Source organism: Natronoarchaeum philippinense (genome assembly GCF_900215575.1).
GTDB lineage: Archaea > Halobacteriota > Halobacteria > Halobacteriales > Natronoarchaeaceae > Natronoarchaeum > Natronoarchaeum philippinense.
The window spans coordinates 429,015-448,988 of record NZ_OBEJ01000003.1 but is presented as its reverse complement, the minus strand read 5'-3'; the positions used below and the strand labels follow the sequence as shown (position 1 = coordinate 448,988).

At 66.8% G+C, this 19,974-nt stretch carries 16 protein-coding genes; 9 read left to right on the top strand and 7 right to left on the bottom strand.

Annotation, left to right across the window (positions count from 1 at the left end; all coding sequences use genetic code 11):
• Positions 1-170: 170 nt before the first annotated feature.
• The gene (locus tag CRO01_RS12950) at positions 171-680 is read right to left on the bottom strand and encodes a metallophosphoesterase (RefSeq protein ID WP_097009562.1); all 510 of its coding nucleotides are present in this window, start codon (positions 678-680) and stop codon (positions 171-173) included.
• A 134-nt stretch (positions 681-814) separates the two neighbouring features.
• On the opposite strand from CRO01_RS12950, the gene CRO01_RS12945 reads away from it, so the two are divergent.
• Both CRO01_RS12945 and alaS read left to right on the top strand, forming a co-directional pair.
• Positions 815-1,417 (top strand): hypothetical protein, encoded by a 603-nt coding sequence (locus tag CRO01_RS12945; RefSeq protein WP_097009561.1) that lies wholly within the window; start codon positions 815-817, stop codon positions 1,415-1,417.
• A gap of 66 nt (positions 1,418-1,483) precedes the next feature.
• The gene (gene alaS / locus CRO01_RS12940; RefSeq protein ID WP_097009560.1) at positions 1,484-4,261 is read left to right on the top strand and encodes an alanine--tRNA ligase; all 2,778 of its coding nucleotides are present in this window, start codon (positions 1,484-1,486) and stop codon (positions 4,259-4,261) included.
• Between the two features lie 69 nt (positions 4,262-4,330).
• On the opposite strand, the gene CRO01_RS12935 is transcribed toward alaS, so the two are convergent.
• The 3 genes from CRO01_RS12935 to CRO01_RS12925 form a co-directional block, all read right to left on the bottom strand.
• Complete coding sequence (locus tag CRO01_RS12935) at positions 4,331-6,196, bottom strand: S9 family peptidase (protein WP_097009559.1); 1,866 nt, start codon at positions 6,194-6,196, stop codon at positions 4,331-4,333.
• A gap of 156 nt (positions 6,197-6,352) precedes the next feature.
• Positions 6,353-7,867, bottom strand: coding sequence for a carboxypeptidase M32 (locus CRO01_RS12930; protein ID WP_097009558.1), 1,515 nt, complete (start codon positions 7,865-7,867; stop codon positions 6,353-6,355).
• A gap of 85 nt (positions 7,868-7,952) precedes the next feature.
• Complete coding sequence (locus tag CRO01_RS12925) at positions 7,953-9,050, bottom strand: M20 family metallopeptidase (RefSeq protein WP_097009557.1); 1,098 nt, start codon at positions 9,048-9,050, stop codon at positions 7,953-7,955.
• 203 nt (positions 9,051-9,253) lie between these two features.
• Between CRO01_RS12925 and CRO01_RS12920 the strand changes: the two genes are divergently transcribed.
• The 4 genes from CRO01_RS12920 to CRO01_RS12905 all read left to right on the top strand — a co-directional run bounded on the left by CRO01_RS12920 (position 9,254) and on the right by CRO01_RS12905 (position 14,094).
• The gene (locus CRO01_RS12920) at positions 9,254-10,369 is read left to right on the top strand and encodes a GNAT family N-acetyltransferase (protein WP_097009556.1); all 1,116 of its coding nucleotides are present in this window, start codon (positions 9,254-9,256) and stop codon (positions 10,367-10,369) included.
• Positions 10,370-10,493: 124 nt separating this feature from the next.
• Positions 10,494-11,549, top strand: a complete 1,056-nt coding sequence (locus CRO01_RS12915) for a class I SAM-dependent methyltransferase (protein WP_097009555.1) — start codon at positions 10,494-10,496, stop codon at positions 11,547-11,549.
• A gap of 120 nt (positions 11,550-11,669) precedes the next feature.
• Positions 11,670-12,038, top strand: a complete 369-nt coding sequence (locus CRO01_RS12910) for a hypothetical protein (protein WP_097009554.1) — start codon at positions 11,670-11,672, stop codon at positions 12,036-12,038.
• A 181-nt stretch (positions 12,039-12,219) separates the two neighbouring features.
• On the top strand, positions 12,220-14,094 hold the full coding sequence (locus CRO01_RS12905) for a PINc/VapC family ATPase (protein ID WP_097009553.1): 1,875 nt from the start codon (positions 12,220-12,222) through the stop codon (positions 14,092-14,094).
• Between the two features lie 21 nt (positions 14,095-14,115).
• Here CRO01_RS12905 and CRO01_RS12900 read toward each other — a convergent pair whose 3' ends face one another.
• A complete protein-coding gene (locus tag CRO01_RS12900; RefSeq protein WP_097009552.1) occupies positions 14,116-14,433 on the bottom strand; it encodes a hypothetical protein in 318 nt (105 codons plus the stop codon).
• Positions 14,434-14,538: 105 nt separating this feature from the next.
• Here CRO01_RS12900 and CRO01_RS12895 point away from each other — a divergent pair, with 105 nt between their 5' ends.
• Positions 14,539-15,462, top strand: coding sequence for a cobalamin-binding protein (locus tag CRO01_RS12895; protein ID WP_097009551.1), 924 nt, complete (start codon positions 14,539-14,541; stop codon positions 15,460-15,462).
• 9 nt (positions 15,463-15,471) lie between these two features.
• On the opposite strand, the gene CRO01_RS16700 is transcribed toward CRO01_RS12895, so the two are convergent.
• Positions 15,472-15,630 carry an HVO_A0556 family zinc finger protein gene (locus CRO01_RS16700; protein ID WP_179747484.1) on the bottom strand — a complete coding sequence of 53 codons (159 nt, stop codon included), beginning with the start codon at positions 15,628-15,630 and terminating at the stop codon, positions 15,472-15,474.
• Positions 15,631-15,998: 368 nt separating this feature from the next.
• On the opposite strand from CRO01_RS16700, the gene CRO01_RS12890 reads away from it, so the two are divergent.
• Entirely contained in the window at positions 15,999-16,547 is a 549-nt protein-coding gene (locus tag CRO01_RS12890) for a peptidylprolyl isomerase (RefSeq protein ID WP_097009550.1), read from the top strand.
• Positions 16,548-16,613: 66 nt separating this feature from the next.
• Here the strand turns inward: CRO01_RS12890 and CRO01_RS12885 are convergent, their stop codons facing one another.
• The gene (locus CRO01_RS12885; RefSeq protein ID WP_097009549.1) at positions 16,614-17,756 is read right to left on the bottom strand and encodes an ABC transporter substrate-binding protein; all 1,143 of its coding nucleotides are present in this window, start codon (positions 17,754-17,756) and stop codon (positions 16,614-16,616) included.
• Positions 17,757-18,120: 364 nt separating this feature from the next.
• Here CRO01_RS12885 and CRO01_RS12880 point away from each other — a divergent pair, with 364 nt between their 5' ends.
• Complete coding sequence (locus tag CRO01_RS12880) at positions 18,121-19,932, top strand: nitrite/sulfite reductase (RefSeq protein ID WP_097009548.1); 1,812 nt, start codon at positions 18,121-18,123, stop codon at positions 19,930-19,932.
• Positions 19,933-19,974 lie beyond the last annotated feature (42 nt).

Sequence of the window (19,974 nt, the reverse complement as noted above, 5' to 3'; positions counted from 1 at the left end):
CGGTCAGCGGCCGATGGCCCTCCATGCTGCCCGGCCCCCGACCGAATCCCACCTACTGTCCGGTTGCCCTCCGACGCCGGGCTCGCGCCGGCTCCTGACCCCGGCGCGACCCGAACGCTCGCGGCCGGTTCCTGCCGGCCGCGCTACGGCGTCCCGCTGACGACTCCCTCCTACGGCCGTATCGTGAACTCCTCGATGACGGTACCGTCCGGCTGCAGCAGCGTTCCGTCGAGCCCGTCGTCGACCGGCACCAGTTCCGCGTAGCCGGGTCGATTGCCCCGGGGCTGGGCGTGACTGCCGGGGTTGAGCAGCGTTAGCTCCTCGGCTTCGACGACGCCGGGGTCGTGCGTGTGGCCCGAGACGACCAGATCGGCGCCGTTCTGCCGGCCGAACAGCGAGAGCGCGGTCGGCCCGCCGTCCTGTCGGTGGGTGACCGCGATGCGAACGCTCTCGTACTCGACGGTGCGGGCGGTCGGCAACCGGTCCCGGACCGCCATGCTGTCGGCGTTGCCGTGGACCGGATACAGCCGGTCGGCGACCTCGTGAAAGGCATCGAGCGCGCTCGGCGACGTGAAATCGCCCGCGTGGATCACCGCGTCGGCCTCGCGGACGGCGTCGAGCGTCCGGCCGTCGAGGGCGTGGCCCTCGCGGCTGTGCGTATCGGAACAAACTACGAGCATAGCAGAGCCGAGGGGCGCCGCCCGGACCTGTCTTTCGGCTCTGTGTGGCAAGGACACTTGACGGGGCGTGCCAACTGGACAGGACGGCGAAGGGAAGGGGAAGGCCCATCACGAATGCTCTCGAACGTGCGCGCATGGCAGCGGACGGCGACGGGGAAAGCGGGCCCGGCGACGGGGAGAGCGGACCGCCTTCGGCCGACGAGACGGCGGTACTTGCGGCCTTCGTCGACGCCGCACCGATGACCGTCGGAGAGGTTGCCACGACGACGGGGCTCGACGCCGACGCCGCACGGAACGCGCTCGCCGCCCTCGTCGAGCGCGGCGCGCTCCATCGAAAGACCGTCAGCGGCGTCGATGTCGGCGAGCGCGACCGTCCGATGGACGACGAGCGCGAGGAGTACGACGTGGAACTGTGGTACCTGCCCGCCGACCGGCTGGCCGACGGTGATGTCGTCGTCACGCTGGACGACGACCGAGCGGTCGAGGACGCGCTGGACGAGTTGGACTTTCCCGGCGCCAGCGAGTTGATGCGCGACTGGCGTCGGGACGCCGTTCGGGCGGCCTTCGAGTATCTTCGAGAACGCGGGCCAGCCGACGCCGACGCGCTAGCTGAGGCGGTGTATCCTGCCCATTCAGCAGGCTACGCCGACGCCGACGCGTGGCTCGACTGCGTCGCCCCGCGACTGGCCGAACTACCGGGCGTCGAGCGCGACGGAGACGAGTTCCGGACGGCATAGCGCGCCCGCGCCGGCCGTTTCGCGGTTGCGGAACTGTTTTACTTGCTGCGCGACCACCAGATGGTAATGAGCGAACTCGAGGAGGAGTACCGCCTCGACTATTTCGAGGACAACGACTTCGTCCGAAAGCAGTGTTCGGAGTGTGGCGATCACTTCTGGACACGCGATCACGACCGGGAGACCTGCGGCGAGCCGCCCTGCGCGGAGTACTCGTTCATCGACGACCCCGGCTTCGACGAGGAGTACAGCTTAGAGGAGATGCGCGAAGCGTTCCTCTCTTTCTTCGAGGAGCACGATCACGAGCGCGTCGAGCCTTACCCAGTCGCCGCCAATCGCTGGCGCGACGACGTGTTGCTCACGCAGGCGTCGATCTACGACTTCCAGCCGCTGGTCACGTCGGGCGAGACGCCGCCGCCCGCCAACCCGCTGACGATCAGCCAGCCCTGCATCCGGATGCAGGACATCGACAACGTGGGCAAGACCGGCCGGCACACGATGGCCTTCGAGATGATGGCCCACCACGCCTTCAACGCCCGCGAGGATATCGAAGACCCCGAGCAGTACGCCTACGAGGGCGAAGTGTACTGGAAAGACCAAACGGTCCAGTACTGCGACGAGCTGTTCGAGTCGCTGGGCGCCGATCTAGAAGAGATCACCTACATCGAGGACCCGTGGGTCGGCGGCGGCAACGCCGGACCTGCGATCGAGGTTATCTACAAGGGCGCCGAACTCGCCACGCTCGTCTTCATGTCGATGGAACAGGACCCCGACGGCGAGTACGAGATGAAAGACGGGAACCGCTACTCGCCGATGGACACCTACATCGTCGACACCGGCTACGGGCTCGAACGCTGGACGTGGATGAGCCAAGGGACGCCGACGGTGTACGAGGCGGTCTACCCCGAAACGATCGAGTTCCTCAAGGACAACGCCGGAATCGAACTCACCGACGGTGAACAGGCGGTCGTCCATCAGGCCTCGAAACTCTCGGGCAAGATGGACATCGACGAGGCCGAAGACGTCGAGGCCGCCCGCGACGAGATCGCCGCCGAGGTCGGCGTCACGACCGAGGAGCTAGAGGAACTGGTCGAGCCCCTCGAAGACATCTACGCGATCGCTGACCACTGCCGGACGCTGGCGTACATGCTCGGCGACGGCATCGTCCCCTCGAACGTCGGGACGGGCTATCTCGCCCGGATGGTGCTTCGGCGCACCAAGCGGCTGGTCGACAACGTCGGCGTCGACGCACCGCTGGACGAACTCGTCGACATGCAGGCCGAGCGCTTGGAGTACGAGAACCGCGACACGATCCGCGATGTCGTCCGCACCGAGGTCGAGAAGTACCGCGAGACGCTCGATCGGGGCTCCCGCCGGGTCGAGCAGTTGGCCGAGGAGTACAGCGAGAAGGGCGAGCCGGTGCCCACCGACGAACTGATCGAACTGTACGACTCCCACGGCATCCAGCCCGACATGGTCGAGGAGATCGCCGCCGAACGGGGCGCCGACGTGGACGTACCCGACGACTTCTACAGTCTCGTCGCCCAGCGCCACGATCAGGAGACCGCCGGCGTCGCGGCCGACGAGATCGACGACCGGTTCGAAGATCTCCCCGAAACGGAGAAGCTCTACTACGACGACCAGCAGGGCGCGCAGTTCGAGGCCGTGGTGCTGGACGTGTTCGAGCGCGAGGAGGGCTACGACGTGGTGCTCGACCAGACGATGTTCTACCCCGAAGGCGGCGGCCAGCCCGCCGACCACGGGACGCTGTCGACCGAGGACGCCACCGTCGACGTCACCGACACGCAGATCGAGAACGGCGTCGTCCGCCACCGCACCGACGAGCCGCTCGACAAGGGTTCGATGGTCCGGGGGCAACTCGACGTGCAGCGACGCCGTCAACTAATGCGCAACCACACCGCGACGCACATCATCATCCACAGCGCCAAGCAGGTGCTCGGCGAGCACGTCCGACAGGCCGGCGCCCAAAAGGGCGTCGACAGTTCGAGAATCGACCTGCGCCACTACCGGCGCATCACCCGCGAGGACGTCAAGGAGATCGAGCGCGTCGCCAACGAGCTGGTGATGGAAAACGTCACCGTCACCCAAGAGTGGCCCCACCGCAACGAGGCCGAGGCCGAGCACGGCTTCGGCCTCTATCAGGGTGGCATCCCGCCGGGTGAACAGATCCGGCTGATCCACGTCGCCGACGACGTACAGGCCTGCGGTGGCACCCACGTCGACCGCACCGGCGACATCGGCGCCATCAAAGTCCAGACGACCGAGCGCGTCCAAGACGGCGTCGAGCGCATCGTGTTCTCGGCGGGCAACGCCGCCATCGAGGGGACCCAGCGCACCGAGGACGCGCTGTACGACGCCGCCGACGTGCTCGACGTGACGCCCCAAGAGGTCCCCGAAACCGCCGAGCGCTTCTTCGAGGAGTGGAAAGCGCGCGGCAAGCAGATCGAGGAGTTGCAGGAGGAACTGGCCGAAGTGCGCGCGGGTGGCGCCGGCGACGCCGAGGAGGTCGACCTCGACGGCGCGACCGCGGTGATTCAACGGCTCGACGGCGAGATGGACGAGCTCCGGGCGACGGCCAACGCCATCGTCGAGGAGGGCAACGTCGCGGTGATCGGCAGCGGGGCCGACTCCGCGCAGTTTGTCGTCGGTGTCCCCGAGGACGTCGGCGTCAACGCCGGACAGGTCGTCGGCGAACTCGCCGGCCGCGTCGGCGGCGGCGGCGGCGGTCCGCCGGACTTCGCGCAGGGCGGCGGTCCCGACGTGGACGCGCTGGACGACGCCCTCGACGCGGCGCCCGACGTGCTCCGGCAGGTCAAAAACGCCTGAGGATCGGCTTTTCGTTCCGGCGACGGGAGCTAGAAACGCGTTCGCGGACGCGAACCGCCCGTGTGACTCCTACAGTCGGCGATCGAGGAAGTCGGCCAAGATCTCGAACAGCCGGATCTTCTGGTCGATGTCCGAGGAGGCGTGGCCCTCCTCGCCGAGTTCGACGTACTCGAAGTCGGCGTCCTCGCCCTCGGTGTAGCCCGCGTCGACCAGCGCGTCCCGGAAGATCCGGGACTGCGATACCGGCACGCGTCGGTCGTTGACGCCGTGGAGCATCAGCAGCGGCGCCGAAACGTTCTCGACGTGGGTCACGGGGCTGCGCTCGCGGTACAGTTCGGGGTTGTCCTCGGGCGAGCCGATGTTCTTTTCCAAGAGTTCCGTCCGGAAGTGGGGCATCGTGTTCTCGTACATGTCCTGGAGGTCGGTCAGGCCGATCCAAGCGACGCCCGCGTCGTACAGCTCGGGGTACATCGTCATCTGGCAGTACGCCGAGTACCCGCCGTAGGAGCCGCCGAACACCGCGATGCGGTCCTCGTCGATCCATTCCTTCTCGCGCAGCAGCCGGGCACCCTCGGCGATGTCGGCCTGCTCGTCGCCGCCCCAGTCGTCGTACAGCAGTTCGACGAACTCCCGCCCGCGACCGGTCGATCCGCGATAGTTCACCTCCAGCACGCTGTACCCCTGACTGACGAGGAACTGGGTGTAAAGGTCGAAACTCCGGGTGTCTTGGCCGCGCGGGCCGCCGTGAGGCTTGACGATCGCCGGTGAGGGCCGCTCGCCAGAGTCGTACAGCAGCGCCTCGATCTCCAGCCCACCATCAGACTCAGTCTGACGAGCCGACGGCTGGAAGCCGTCGACGCCGTGCGACTCGAACGTGAAGAACTCGGCGTCGGCGAATGCGTCGGGATCGAGGTCGCCGTACTCCGCGTCCAGCAGTGTCTCGTACTCGTCGGTGTCGAGGTCGTAGGCCAGCAGTTCGGGCCGGCGGTCCGCGGTGGTGTGGGTCACGACGACGCGGTCGTCCGAGAGGGCGGCGTCGCCGCCCTGTCCGCCGGGAAACTGCGAGACTCCCTCTGGGAGGTCGAGTTCGCTGCTCGCACCGCTCTCGACGTCGTAGACGACCGGCGCGATCGCGGCGTCGCGCGTCCGGTGAGCCAAAAAGCGCTCCCCGTCGGGGAGGAAGGCGACCGGCTGTTCTTCGGCGTCGAGGTCGCCGTACCAAGTCACCTCGTCGGTCCGCAGGTCGTAGATGCCACACCGCGTGAGGTCCTCGGTGTTGTCTTGGACGAGCAGGCGGTCGCCCTCGGGGCCCCAGTCGGCCGGCGCCGACTCGGCGCCCGTCTCGCCGATCTCGAGGTTCCGGGGCTCGGAACCGTCCGCGTTCGCAACGTAGACGTCCATGTTCTCGTAGGCGTCGGTCTCGTTGGTGCCGTACGCGATCCGATCGCAGTCCGGCGAGAGGGTCCCGCCGTAGGCGGCGCGCTCGTAGTCGGTGAGCTTCGTGGTCTCGCCGGTCGGCAGGTCGTGCCGGTAGAGGTTCATCTGGCCGCCCGCCGAGGAACCGACCAGCAGCGTCTCGCCGTCCGCGCCGACGTCAGCGAGGCTCACTTGGCCGTCCATCTCGACGACGGCCTCGGCCGATCCGTCGCGGTCGATCGCGTGGACGTCGTTTTGCTCGTTGCCGTCGTCGTCGAGATGGAAGAACACGCGCTCGCCGTCGGCGCCCCACTCGACGTGCCAGCGGGCGTTCCGGGGTACTTCGCCGTCGCTGATCCGCGTTGACTCGCCGGTCTCGGCGTCGATCAGGTGGAGTTCGTTGCGCCCCGTGCCGTCGTAGTAGACCGCCACCTCGTCGCCGTCGGGGGACGCCGTCGGGTGGTGGAACGTGGGAAGGCTCGCGAGCTCTTCGAGCAGGTCGCCGTCGTCGTCGGCCATGGATGGCTCTGCACGCGGTCGGGAGATAAATGTAGGTGCGCCGGAAAGAATCGGTGCGATCCGGGTGCCGTTGTCCGGTTAGTTCGCGGCCCGGCGTCGGGCCGCCGCGGCGTTGTGCCGGCTAGCGTCGCACTGTCGCGGCGACGAGCGGCCGGCTCAGACGCCGTAGAGGTCGCCGTACTTCTCGGTGACGTAGTCGACGAAGTAGTCGGCGGTCAGCTCCTCGCCGGTCGCGCGCTCGATCAGGTCGTCGGTGGTGAACCGGCAGCCCTCGCTGTGGACCGTGTCGGTGAGCCACTCGTGGATCGGCTCGAACTCACCCGTTCGGACGAGTTCGTCGACATCGAGATCTTCTCGGATGGCGTCGTCGATCTGGGCGGCCAGCACGCTGCCGAGCGTGTACGTCGGGAAGTAGCCGAAGCTCCCGTGGCTCCAATGGATGTCCTGCAGACAGCCTTCTGCGTCGGTGTCGGGACGGATACCGAGATACTCCTCGTACTTGTCGTTCCAGACCTCGGGCACGTCCTCGACGTCGAGTTCGCCGCGGATCAGCGCCTGCTCGATCTCGAAGCGGACGATGATGTGCATGTGATAGGTCAGCTCGTCCGCTTCGACCCGGATCAGGTTGTCGTCGTACACCTGATTGGCGGCCTCGTAGGCTTGCTGGACGGAGACGCCCTCCAACTGCGGGAACCGCTCTTGCATCGCCGGCAGGAGGCGCTCCCAGAAGGCCCGAGTGCGGCCGACGTGGTTCTCCCAGAACCGCGACTGGGACTCGTGGACCGAGAGGTCACGCGACTCGCCCAGCGGCGTCCCGTAGTGGTCGTCGGGCAGGCCCTGGGTGTAGGTGGCGTGGCCGAACTCGTGGACCGTGCTGAGCAGCGCGCCCATCGGATCGGCTTCGTTGAACCGCGTCGTGACGCGGGCGTCGAACTGCGTCCCCGAGGAGAACGGATGAGGTGCGGTGTCGAGGCGGCCCCGATCCCAGTCGTAGCCCAGTTCGTCGAGCACGTCGCGGACGAACGCCTCTTGATCGCTTTCGGGGAACTCCCCGGAGAACGCGTCGGTCGCCAGTTCGGCGTCGGAGTCGGCGACGGCGTCGATCAGCGGGACCAGTTCGTTCTTGAGTTCGTCGAGCACTCGCTCGGCGGTGTCGAGATCGAGGTAGGGCTCGTACTCGGCGAACAGCACCGCGTAGGGATCGGCGTCGGGGTCGACGTGCTCGGCGTACTCGCGTTTCAGTTCGATCAGCTTCTCCAGCGTCGGCGCGAAGATCGAGAAGTCGTCTTCCTCGCGCGCTTGCTTCCACTTGGGGTGGGCCTCGGTGGTCGTCTTCGAGATCTCCTCGACGAGGTCGGTCGGGACGCTCGTCGCCCGGTCGTGCTCGCGGCGCACTTCGCGCACGACGGCCGCCCGATCGTCGTCGAGGTCGGCGTCCTCCAGTGCGTCGAGGTAGTCGCCGGTCTCGTCGTCAGTGAGCAGTTCGTGGCTCACCGCCGAGAGCGCCGAGAGCTGTTGGGAACGGGCGGGCGTGCCGCCTTCGGGCATCATCACTTCCTGATCCCAGTTGAGGACGCCGGCGGCGTTCTGGACGTTCGTCAGTCGCTGTACGGTGGCGAGAAACTCTTCGTAGGTCTCGTCGGCTGCTGCTTCGGTCGCGTCTGTCGCCATACGCCGGAGGTTGACGACGGTGACGTATCAATCCAACTGTAGCAGAAAATCATCGAGAATTGCCCGGCGAGCAGTTCGTCCGCAGTCATACCGCAGGCCACCGCTCGGCGACGCCGCGGTAGAGCTCGTAACACCGTTCCAAGACGGCCAGCGACACCGACTCGTCTTCGGTGTGCGCCTCGCCGGGTTCGGCGGGGCCACAGACCACGCAGGTCGTCCCAGCCTGTGAGAGCCAGCCGGCGTCAGTCGCGTGGGGCTTTGTCACCAGTTCGGGCGCGGCGTCCTGCGCTTCCGCGGCGGCGTCGAGCACGGTCTCGGCGAAGGCGTCGTCGCCACAGCGCATCGGCGGGAGGTCCTGCTCGATCTCGACGCCGACGCCGGAGATCGACTCGACGCGTTCGATCGGGGCGCGCTCGCCGGGGACGGTGCGCTCGTCGACGGTCACCTCGCAGGCGTCGGGGACGACGTTCCACGCGGTTCCGCCCTCGACCTCGGTGGCGACGAGGCTTCCAGATAGCTCCTCGCCGGCCACCTCGACGGTCGGCACGTCGAGCGCGCGCAGTTCGTCGACGGCGTCGCAGGCGCGATAGATCGCGTTCTCGCCCTCGCTCGGGTTGCTCGCGTGCGCGCTCTGTCCGCTCGCGCGGACCGTGCTTGCCCGGCGGCCCTTGTGTGCGACGGCGACATCGGTCACGCCCGGTGCGGAGTAGCCCGTCGATCCCTCGCCGACGACGGCGTACTCCGGACAGAATCCGGACTCGATTGCCGCCTGCGCGCCGACGCCGCCCTGTTCCTCGCCGGCGAAACTGGCGAAGACGAGTTCGCCCGACGGGTCGGCATCCCGAAACGCCAGCATGGCGGCGGCGACCGCGCCCTTCATGTCGGCGCTCCCGCGACCGTGCAGTCGGCCGTCCCGGCGTTCGACGACGTACTCGTCGGCGCCATCTAGGGTCTCGCTGGCGACCTGCGACTCGTCCGGTGGCACCACGTCGTGATGGCCGACGAGCGCCAGCGATCGGTCGCCCGATCCCCGTCGGGCGATCACGTTGCCGGCCTCGTCGATCCGGACCGACGCCGCCGTCTCCGCGTCGAGCCAGTCGGCGATCCGCTCGCCGGCCGCGGTCTCGTCGTCGTGGCTCGGGATCGAGACCAGTTCGGCCGCGAGCTCGTCGAGTTCGTTCACGGCCGGCCTTCGTCTTCCAGATGAAAAAGGCGCCGGGCGGCCGGCTCGAAGCCGCTTGGTCACCGATGGCTACGGATCGCTCGGGTAAGCTCGTGTTGCTTGCGAGACCATTATACGTACGTTCGGCTCGGCGCCGTGGTTACTACACCGACTTCTCGCTACTCCGGCCATTACTTTAGCGGGAACTGGGGTCAGGTGACACGATGAGTAGCGACTCGCTCGAGGCCACCTACGAGATACGCAGGTATCGCCCCGAGGATCGCGCCGGCGTGATCGCCCTCGACGACGCGGTGTGGGACCGCAACCGCGGGGGGCGCTGGTTCGACTGGAAATACGGGGCGAACCCCTACGTCGATCACGTCCCGCTGTTCGTCGCCGTCGAGGACGGGACCGTCGTCGGAGCGCGGCCGTTCATGGCGTTTCGGCTGCGAGCGGGCGAGACGACCGCGCTGGCCCTCCAGCCGGCCGACACCATGGTCCATCCGGATCACCGCCGCAAGGGGATCTTCACGCGCATGAACGAGCGAGCGATCGAGTTCTATCAGGACAACGACGCCGACCTCTTCTTTAATTTCCCCAACGAGGCGTCGCTTCCGGGCTATCTGAACCTCGGCTGGCGGCGAGTCGACGACAAGCGCACGTTCTATCGGGTTCAAAGCCCCGACACGTTCGTCCCGCAGTACGCCGAGGGGCGAGCGGCGACCCTGCTCGGCCAACTGGCAGCCCCGATCGTTCGGGGGTATCACGAGGTCAGGACGGAACTGGCACAGCCGCCGCCGGAGTTGGCCGTCGACCTGCGCCCGGGCGTCGACGCCGCCGCGCTGACCGATCTCTACCGGGCGAATCCGCCGACGAAGTTCCACGCCCGACGTGACGAGGAGTTCTACGAGTGGCGCTTTGGCAGCCCCGTCTGGTCACGGTCGACGTACGTCGCCGCGGAAAACGGCGAACCGGTCGTCGGAGCGGTCGCGCGGACGCGACAGACCAACGGCGGCGTCGAGATCGCTCAGATCGCCGAAATCGTTCCGATGGACGGCGGGCGGCGCTGGCGCGAGGCGCTAGCGGAGCTGCTCGGAGACGTGCTCGGCGACCACGCCGACGCCGATCTGGTCGCAGTCACCGGTTCGATCGTCCCCGACGACGTGCTGGCGGCCTACGGCTTCTCGCCGGACGATCGGCTGCCGCTCTCGAAGTTCAGCGACCACCGCTGTGCGCTGGTTACCCGACCGGTCGACGGCGAGTCGTGGTCGCTCGACGGACGCGAACTGACGCGAACTGTCAACTGGCTGTTGAGCTACGGCGAGCGCGACACGACCTGATCCTCGAAGGCACGAATTACTTGGCGATAGCGCCTCTGTGAGCGAATTCTTTGCCGAAGTAAGCACTCCACAGTCCGAAAATGGCTGACAATAACAAACACAGATAGCCCGGAGAATCGAACCGATGGAATCCCGACCGTCACAGACAGACCAGTCAACAGATCACGACGCCGTCGCCACCGAGCGACCAGCCGAGCCCGACCAACCGATCGGACCGACCGGAGACGGGACGGCAGACGCCGCGGCGGCGTCGACGCCGGCACAACCAGAGACGACGGCCGAAGTGAGCGACGGCTCCCTCTACGACACCGCACGTCGGTGCTATCGGCTCGCACTGCTGGCGGCGAGTCTTCCGATCGTTCTCGGGGAGTATTTCCGCCCGCAGACCGGCTCCGAGTACGGTGTCGGCCTCGGCGCGAAGTTCGTCCTCGCCGGTAAGATGCTGCGGAACAACCGTGCGATCCCGACCGGTTCGTCGTTCGTCGAGCATCTCGTGATGGCGACGAAAGTGCTCTCGACGCCCGCCGACGCCGAGGGTACGATCGTCGAATGCGGCTGTTACAAGGGCGGGAGCACCGCCAACCTCTCGTTGGTCGCCGGACTCGCCGACCGCCAGCTCGTCGCGTTCGACTGCTTCGAGGGGATGCCAGAGCCCGGCGACACCGACAGCGAGCACCTGCTGGTCGCCTCCGAGCGCGTTCACACCTACGAGGAGAACTCGTGGTCGGCGCCGCTGGAGGAAGCAGTCGAGAACATCGAAACGTACGGCGATCCGTCCGCAGTGACGATCCACGCGGGCTACTTCGGCGAGACGATGCCGGAGTTCGACCAGCCGGTCGCGCTTGCGTTCCTCGACGTTGGCCTGCGCTCCTCGGCCGAGACGGCGGTCGAGGAGCTGTGGCCGCTGCTGGACGACGACTGCTATCTCTTCACGCACGAGGCAAAGCACATGGAGATCGCGTCGCTCTTTTTCGAGAGCGAGTGGTGGAGCGAGCACCTCGATACCGAACCGCCGGGACTGGTCGGCGCGGGTAGCGGCCTCGGCCTCCACCCGGCGCCGAACGGCTTTTCGAGCCTGCTGGCCTACACGATCAAGAACCCCGACACCGGCGCGTTCGAGACCGTCGCCGAAACCGGCGAGGACAACACCGTCGACGCGTCGATCAGCAAGGACGCCTGACGGCGGCCCCAGTCGTTCGGAGGGCTGTACAGAGTGACCTCACAAACTCGCCCCGGGCTATTTGTAGCGTAGAAGACCATTGAAGGAAGTTTTTTGAGGGTATCTGAAGACAACCCGCATATGAACGTTCGAACGCCGCTGGTCGCGCTGGGCGACGGCGCCGCCGCGTTTCTGGCCATCGGAACAGCGGTGACTGTCGCCCTCGCCACCGACACCGGGTTCTCGGCAATCGTCGGCCTCCCCGCGGGACTGCTCGTCGGCATCGGCACGGGACTGTTCGCGTACGTCGCGCTCTCGCGCGGCGTCACGGCCCGGTTCCGGCGTCTGCTCGGGTCGATGGCGATCACGGGCTACGTCGTCGTCGGACTGCTGGCCGCGTGGAACCTCTCGGCGACGGTGCAGGCAGCGATCACCGTCCAAGAGGTCGGGCTGGTCGCCGCGGTGACCGTCGTCGTGGCCTACCTTACGCTGTTGGTGCCCGAGCGCTGAGCCCCCGACGGCCTCCGACGCGGCGGCTGGGCGCCGAGGCTGAGACCGACCGGACGCCGACGCTGCCGAACCCAAGCGGACGCCGACACCGTCGAAACCGAACGGACGCTGCCGTGGCATCCCGATCCCGACGGTCGAATCGTTGGACACCCTTTTCAACGTACGGTCCCCTACTGAGCGTATGAAGGTTGTTCCGGACACGAGCGTAGTAATCGACGGTCGCGTGTCCGACCGCGTCGAGAGCGGCGACTTCGCCGACGCGACGATCTCGGTCCCCGAGGCCGTCGTCGCCGAGCTAGAGGCCCAAGCCAACGACGGCCACGACAGCGGCTGGGACGGACTCGAAGAGCTCCAGCGGCTGGCCGGCCACGCCGACGACGGCGAGATCGATCTGGAGTACGTCGGCGAGCGCCCGGACGCGATCGAGCGCGGCCACGCCAGCGAGGGCGAGATCGACGCGCTGATCCGCGATCTGGCCGCCGACCTCGACGCCACGTTCGTCACTAGCGACATCGTCCAGAGCGAGGTCGCGGAAGCGAAAGGACTGGCAGTCGAGTACATCTCCCCCGAGACCGAGGAGGTCGGGACGCTGTCGGTCGAGGAGTATTTCGACGACCAGACGATGAGCGTCCACCTCAAGACCGAGGTCGCACCGAAGGCAAAGCGGGGCGCCATCGGCGACATGCACTACGAGACGATCGCCGAGGACGCCCTCGCCGAGAGCGAGATGAAAGAACTCGCCCAAGAGATCACAAACGCCGCCAAGGAGTCCCACGAGGGCTTTATCGAACTCTCCGAGCCGGGCATGACGATCGTGCAGTTCCGCGACTACCGGATCGCCATCGCCCAGCCGCCGTTTTCCGACGGCGTCGAGATCACCGCCGTCCGGCCGATCGTCCAGACCGATCTGGACGACTACGAGTTCGCCGACGAGCTCCGCGACCGGATGAAAGAGCGCCAGCGCGGCATCCTCATCTCGGGATCCCCCGGCGCCGGGAAGTCGACGTTCGCCCAAGCTGTCGCGCACTTCCTCGTCGACAGCGACTACTCCGTCAAGACGATGGAGAAGCCGCGTGACCTGCAGGTCGGGCCTGAAATTACTCAGTACACAGAGCTGGGCGGCGAGATGGCGATGACGGCCGACTCGCTGCTGATGGTCCGGCCCGACTACACCATCTACGACGAGGTGCGAAAGACCGACGACTTCGAGGTGTTCGCGGACATGCGGCTGGCCGGCGTCGGCATGATCGGCGTCGTCCACGCGACGCGCGCGATCGACGCCCTCCAGCGGCTGGTCGGCCGGGTCGAGCTCGGCATGATCCCACAGGTCGTCGACACCGTCGTCTACATCGAGGCCGGCGAGGTCCACACCGTCTACGACGTGGCGACCGAGGTGAAGGTCCCCCACGGCCTGATGGAAGAGGACCTCGCCCGCCCGGTAATCGTCATCAAGGACTTCGAGACGGGCGAACCCGCCTACGAGATCTACACGTTCAACCGGCAGGTCGTCACCGTCCCGCTGAACGACGAGGACGACGGCGACGAGGCCGGCGTCGACCGGATCGCCCGTCAAGAGATCGAACGCGAAATTCGGTCGATCGCTCGGGGCCACGTCGACGTGGAACTCAAGAGTCAAAACAGCGCCGTGGTGTACGTCGAGGACGACGACATCTCGACGGTCATCGGCAAAGGCGGCGGACGCATTCAGGACGTGGAGAACAGACTTGGGATCGACATCGACGTTCGCACCCACGACGAGAAGCCGCCGGGCGCCGGTTCGGGTAGCGGCGGTGCGGGCGGACAGTCCGGCGGCGGCGACGCCTCGGGCGGCCAGCCCGGCCAGATCGTCCAGCCCGAGATCACCTCCCAGCACGTGATCGTGCCCGTCGAGGGCCACGCCGGCGAGACCGTCGAAGTGCAGGCCGACGAGGAGTATCTCTTCACCGCGACGGTGAGCCGCGGCGGCGAGGTGCAGGTCTCGCGCGGCAGCGCCATCGCCGAGGAGTTAGAGCGTGCGATCGACCGCCGGCGACAGATCACCGTCGTCCCGTCCTGAAGCAGCCGACAGCGGCCGCGATTAGTTCTCTTCCGTGTCGGCGTCGCTGAGGCGCAGTTCCACGTCCTGCAGGAGCACCGTCACGGCCTCGGCGCGCTGATGCTCGGCGGCGTCGGAGTCCCGAGCGTCGGTGACGTGCTCGACGAGTTCCGCGTCCGGATCGCTATCGGACAGTTCGAGGACGCGGGCACAGACCGGCCCACTCAACTCGGGCACGAACGCGGCGACGCTGTCCCAGCAGTCGTCGGTGGTCGGCTCGCCGGGCGAGCGCTCGCGGGCGTCGGCCGCGAGGTCGTCGATCAGCGCCTCGTACTGCTCGCGGGTCTCCAGATCGGTCATACCGAGAGGTGGCGAGCACGTCGGATAAATGCCCGCGTCCACCGGTCGGCGTCCTGACGCCGCCGCGTGCGCGGATTTAACACCGCGCCGGCCCAGAGTCGAGGCATGAACGTCGTCACCCTGCTGCCCTCGGCGACCGAGATCGCCTACGCGCTGGGGATCGGGCCCGTCGGCGTCTCACACGAGTGTGACGTGCCGCCCGCGGCCGCGGCGAAGCCGTCGATCAACCGCTCGCGGATCGACGCCGGCGCGAGCAGCGCCGAGATCGACGCGCAGGTGCTCGACGCCGAGCGCGCCGGCGGCGTCTACGAGATCGACATCGCGGCGCTCGATCGGGTCGACCCCGACCTGATCGTCACGCAGGGGATCTGTGACGTCTGTGCGGTCGACTCGGTGCTCGTCGAGGACGCAGTCGATCGGATCGACGCCGACCCAGAGATCCTGACCACCGATCCCCACAGCGTCGGCGACGTGCTCGACGATATCGAACGGATCGGGCGAGCGACCGGCCGCGCGGAGCGAGCAGCCGACGTTGTCGCCGACCTCGAAGCCCGGATCGACGCCGTGCGCGAGCGAACCGCCGAGATTCCCGACGCCGAGCGGCCCGAAGTGGCGATCCTCGACTGGCTCGATCCGGTGATGGTCGCGGGCCACTGGATACCCGAACTCGTCGAGTGGGCCGGCGGCGAGTACGGCCTCGCAGAGCACGGCGCGCGCTCGCGGCCCCGCGAGTGGGCCGAGATCCGCGAGCACGACCCGGACGTGCTGGTCGCGGCACCCTGTGGCTTCGATCTGGACCAGACCCGCGAAAATCTCGACGACCTCACCGACCGTGCTGGCTGGTCGGACCTCCGAGCCGTCGAGACCGGCCGAGCGTTCGCGCTGGACGGCCACGAGTACGCCAACCGACCGGGGCCGCGGCTGGTCGAGACGTTGGAGTATCTGGCGGGGCTGTTCCACCCCGATCGGTTCGCGGCGCCGCCGGACGACGCCGCGGCGCCGCTACCGGAACTAGCCGAGATCCGGTAGGCGGCGTCGCTACCAGATCCGGACGATCGGCGTGTCGCAGTCGGGACAGACGAGCGCTTCGTCGCCCTTGTATCGGCCGCGTTCGAGCGTGCCCGTGCAGTCTTCGGTCCACGGGCACTCCTTGCCTTCGAGTTTCTGGAGGACGCTTCTGCGGTCGACGGTTGCCACGCTCAGTCACCCCCGGAGACGGCGGTCGGTTGCGGCGTCGGTACAGTGGTCGAGTCGCAGTGAGATCGTATCGACATGGTGCTGGCGGCGTCCGAGGAAACGGCGTGCCCCGGCGCAGTCGGTGAGACTACGGCCGGGAGTCGGATTGTTATACGGAGGGTGTTGCGCGAACGGTCCCGAACGGACAGGCTAGCGTCGGCTTTCAGGTCGACGCTACGTGCTGCCGGCGTCGGGCGACGGGGCGGCCTACGAGCGCAGTGGCCGCTGGCGGAGAGCGTAAGTCGGCCTTTCGGACCGAGAGCGGCCCCGCCCGCGGCGTCGCGGCGATACTGCAAGCCTTTTTCAGTACGACGGCCGTCGGTCGAGTTATGAGCGATCTGACTGCCACGCTGCACACGACCCACGGCGACATCGACGTCGAACTGTACGACGAGAAGGTGCCCACGACCGTCGAGAACTTCGTCAACCTCGCGGAGCACGACCCCGCCGCGAACGACGAGCCCGCGCCCGAGACGACGACGTGGGAAGACCCCCAGAGCGGCGAGGTCCGGGGCGACGCGCTGTACAACGACGTTCCGTTCCACCGCGTCATCGCCGACTTCATGATTCAGGGCGGCGATCCGACCGGCACCGGACGGGGCGGCCCCGGCTACGAGTTCGAAGACGAGTTCCACGACGACCTCTCTCACGACGGCCCCGGCGTGCTCTCGATGGCCAACAGCGGCCCGAACACGAACGGCTCGCAGTTTTTCATCACGCTGGACGCCCAGCCCCACCTCGACGGCCGCCACGCCGTCTTCGGCAAGGTCGTAGATGGGATGGACGTGGTCGAGGAGATCGGCGCGCTGCCGACCGACGCGCAGGACAACCCCAACGAGGAAGTCCTGCTGGAGTCCGTGACGGTCCACGACGAGTAAGCGTCGCTGCTCGATAACACACCGAGCGTTTCTTTAGAACTCGATACCCAGAGCGGCGCCGCTGCGCTAGAACTCGCCGTTCACAACATCAGCGACCGCTTGCCGGTCGAACAGCGGGTTCGAGGAGAATGAATCCAGCCCGTTCCACTCGCCGAACGTGTCTGGGTAGAACTGTTTGGCGGCTGCCTCTGTCTGGAACAGGTTGATGATCGGCCCTTGGTAGGAAGTACCGCCGCGGTAGAGGCGATCGTTCTGGACGGCCGAGAGTTTGCTGCCGGCGGGGTCGTTGTGCATCTGCTGGATACGCTGCTCGAACTCCTCGGTCGAGACGTGCGAGAAGCCGTAGGAAAACACGATGATGTCCGGATCGACATCGAGCAGTTGCTCGTAGTCCCACTTGGCGTAGCCGCCGTCGATGTGTTTGGCGAAGGCGTCGCGGATACCCAGCTCGTGGTACTGCTTCTTGCCGTTGCCCTCGGTGATCGGATAGGTGTAGAACGACCCGCCCTCGAAGTCGGAGTTGACCGAAACGAGACCGATCTCCGGGCGCTCCGATTCCGGCGGTAGCTCATCCTGAAGACCCGAGATGAACTCGTCATGGACGCTGGCGAGTTCGTCGTAGCGCTCGCGCTCGTCGAAGACGGTAGCGATCTTCTCGAATGCCTCGTACAGCGAGTAGTACTCGTAGTCGTGCCAGTCCTCGCCGCGGCGCCGAATCGAGTTACCGACGATGGGGCCGACTTGGGTCGCGATCTCCTCGAAGTCCTCGTCGGTCCACGTGTCGTCGAGAAGCTGGATGAAGTTGGGATCGAACAGGTGGACATCGCTGTCCATCTCGTAGAACAGCTCCTTGTCGATGCCGTTCTCGCCCATCAGTTGCGGGATGTCGTCGAACGACATGTCGAAGTCGGGGAGGTAGTCGTAGAACGCCAGCGGCCAGTTATCGGTGAAGATCAGCCCCTCCAGCCCGTCCAGTTGCCCCAGCGCGATCGCCATGTCGCCGTAGGTGCTGAAGTACGCCATCCAGGACTCGGGCACCGACTCGAACTCGACCTCGCCCATCGGCGCCATCATCACGGAGTACGATCCATCGCTCGACGAGCTATCGGTCTCGCCGATGCAACCAGCGGCCCCGGTCGCGAGGGCGGTTCCCGCCCCGATTTTTACGAACTGTCGTCGCGTCGTTGCTTCATACGATCGTCGAGTCATGTTTTTTAGGCCCTCCTAAACATATATAGGAGCAGCGATTTAGGCCGGCCGAAAAGGGAGCCAACTCACTCATCGATGGCACGCGGAGGAGATAGACCCGATTCGCACACCTCGTTCATGTCAATCGCGACCGGGTCGACGTTCGGTCACTACGACGCCGTCGACCCGCCGAGAGATTCCGCGGAGAAGTGCTCGAAGATCACTTAGGTCCTAGAACATTCGACGTTCCCTCGACGAACGCCGACATAACCAAATTTGTTAAAGAGCCACGCATATAAGTTGACAAGCAATACTATTTCTCGTGAAAATGCGGACGTTTGGTTGATCCATCCGCAGGACTCAATACAGACGACATACCCCAACCATGGCAAACAAAAAAGAGACGTGGAAAGACGGGATGTACGGCGACGAAGTACGCGAGAAGCTGCTGGAGTTCGCGGAGGAGGGCTGGGAGTCGATCCCCGAGGACGAGCGGGACATGTGGTTCTCCCGGTTCAAGTTCTGGGGCGTGTTCCACCAGCGCTCGGGCCAAGAGAGCTACTTCATGATGCGGCTGACGAACTGCGACGGCATACTCGAACCCGGCCAGCTCCGGGCGATCGGGGAGGTCGCCCGCGAGTACGCTGTCGGCCCGGCCGAAAACCCCGAGTTCGGCGACGCGTGGATCGACCTGACGACGCGCCAGTCGGTCCAGCTCCACTGGCTCAAGCTCGAAGACATCCCCGAGATTTGGGAAAAGCTGGAGTCGGTCGGCGTCACCACGCGGTCTGCGGGCGGGGATACGATGCGCAACATCTCTGGCTGTCCGGTCGCCGGCAAAGACGAGAACGAACTCGTCGAGACGCGGGCGCTGCTCGATCGGCTCCAAGAGGATCTGCGCGGCGACGACGCGCTGGCGAACATGCCTAGGAAGTTCAACATCAGCGTCACGGGCTGCTGTGAGGGCTGCGCGCAGGACTCGATCAACGACGTGGGACTCGAACCGGCCGAAAAGGAGATCGACGTCTCCGGCGGAGCCGGAGGCCCGTCAGACGAGTCTGACGGCGGCGACGCAGTGCGCGGGTTCAACGTCCGCGTCGGCGGCGGACTGGGCGGGCGCGAGCCGCGCGAGGCCCGCGAACTCGACATCTTCGTCACCCCGGACAACGCCTACGAGCTGGTGCGTGGCTTCGTCGAGCTGTACCACGCGCTCGGGAACCGCCAGAACCGCAACAAAAACCGGGCGCGCTTTTTCGTCGACGACTGGGGCACGACCAAGATCCGGAAAGTTCTCCAAGAGCACTACGTCGACTTCGAACTCCGGGAGGCCGGCGAGGACGTCCGCGAGGAGTACACCTACAACGCGGGGCGGCCGATTCAAGCGGGTAAGTCCGATCACGTCGGCGTCCACGATCAGCCCGACGGGCGCAACTACGTCGGCCTGAGCGTGCCGGTCGGCCGGATCACCGCCGACGAGGCGATCGAACTGGCCGACCTCGCCGACGAGTACGGCAGCGGCGAGGTCCGACTCACCCGCCGGCAGAACCCGATCGTCGTCGACGTTCCCGACGAGGCCCTCGACGACCTGCTCGCCGAGCCGCTGCTCGAAACCCACGCTCCCGAGCCGAGCCCGTTCCAGCGCGGCGGCGTCGCCTGCACGGGCACCGAGTTCTGCTCGCTCGCGCTGACCGAAACCAAGGCGCGGATGGCCCGGATGCTGCGCTGGCTCCGCGAGAACGTCGACCTGCAAGACGACGTTCGGACGATCAAGATCCACTACTCCGGCTGTACGGCCGACTGCGGGCAGGCGATGACCGCCGACATCGGCCTGCAGGGAATGCGCGCTCGGAAAGACGGCGAGATGGTCGAGGCGATGGACGTCGGCGTCGGCGGCGGCATCGGCGAGGAACCGACGTTTATCGACTGGGTCCGCCAGCGCGTCCCTGCCGACGAGGTGCCGGGACTGATCAAGAACCTCTCCGAAGCGTTCGCTGCCCACCGACAGGAGGGCCAGACGTTCCGTCAGTGGGTCGAAGCGACCGGCGAGGAAGCGCTGATCGAACTGGCCGAACCCGAGGAGGTCGACGGCTACGAAGACCCATGCCTGAACGACGCCAAACAGTCGTGGTACCCCTTCGCCGACGGCGAGAGCCCGGCGCCGACCGGCCCCGAGGGCGAGCCGTTGAACGCCGACTGACGCCGATCGCGGGGCGGCGTCCCGGAGCGACGCCGTTGCGGA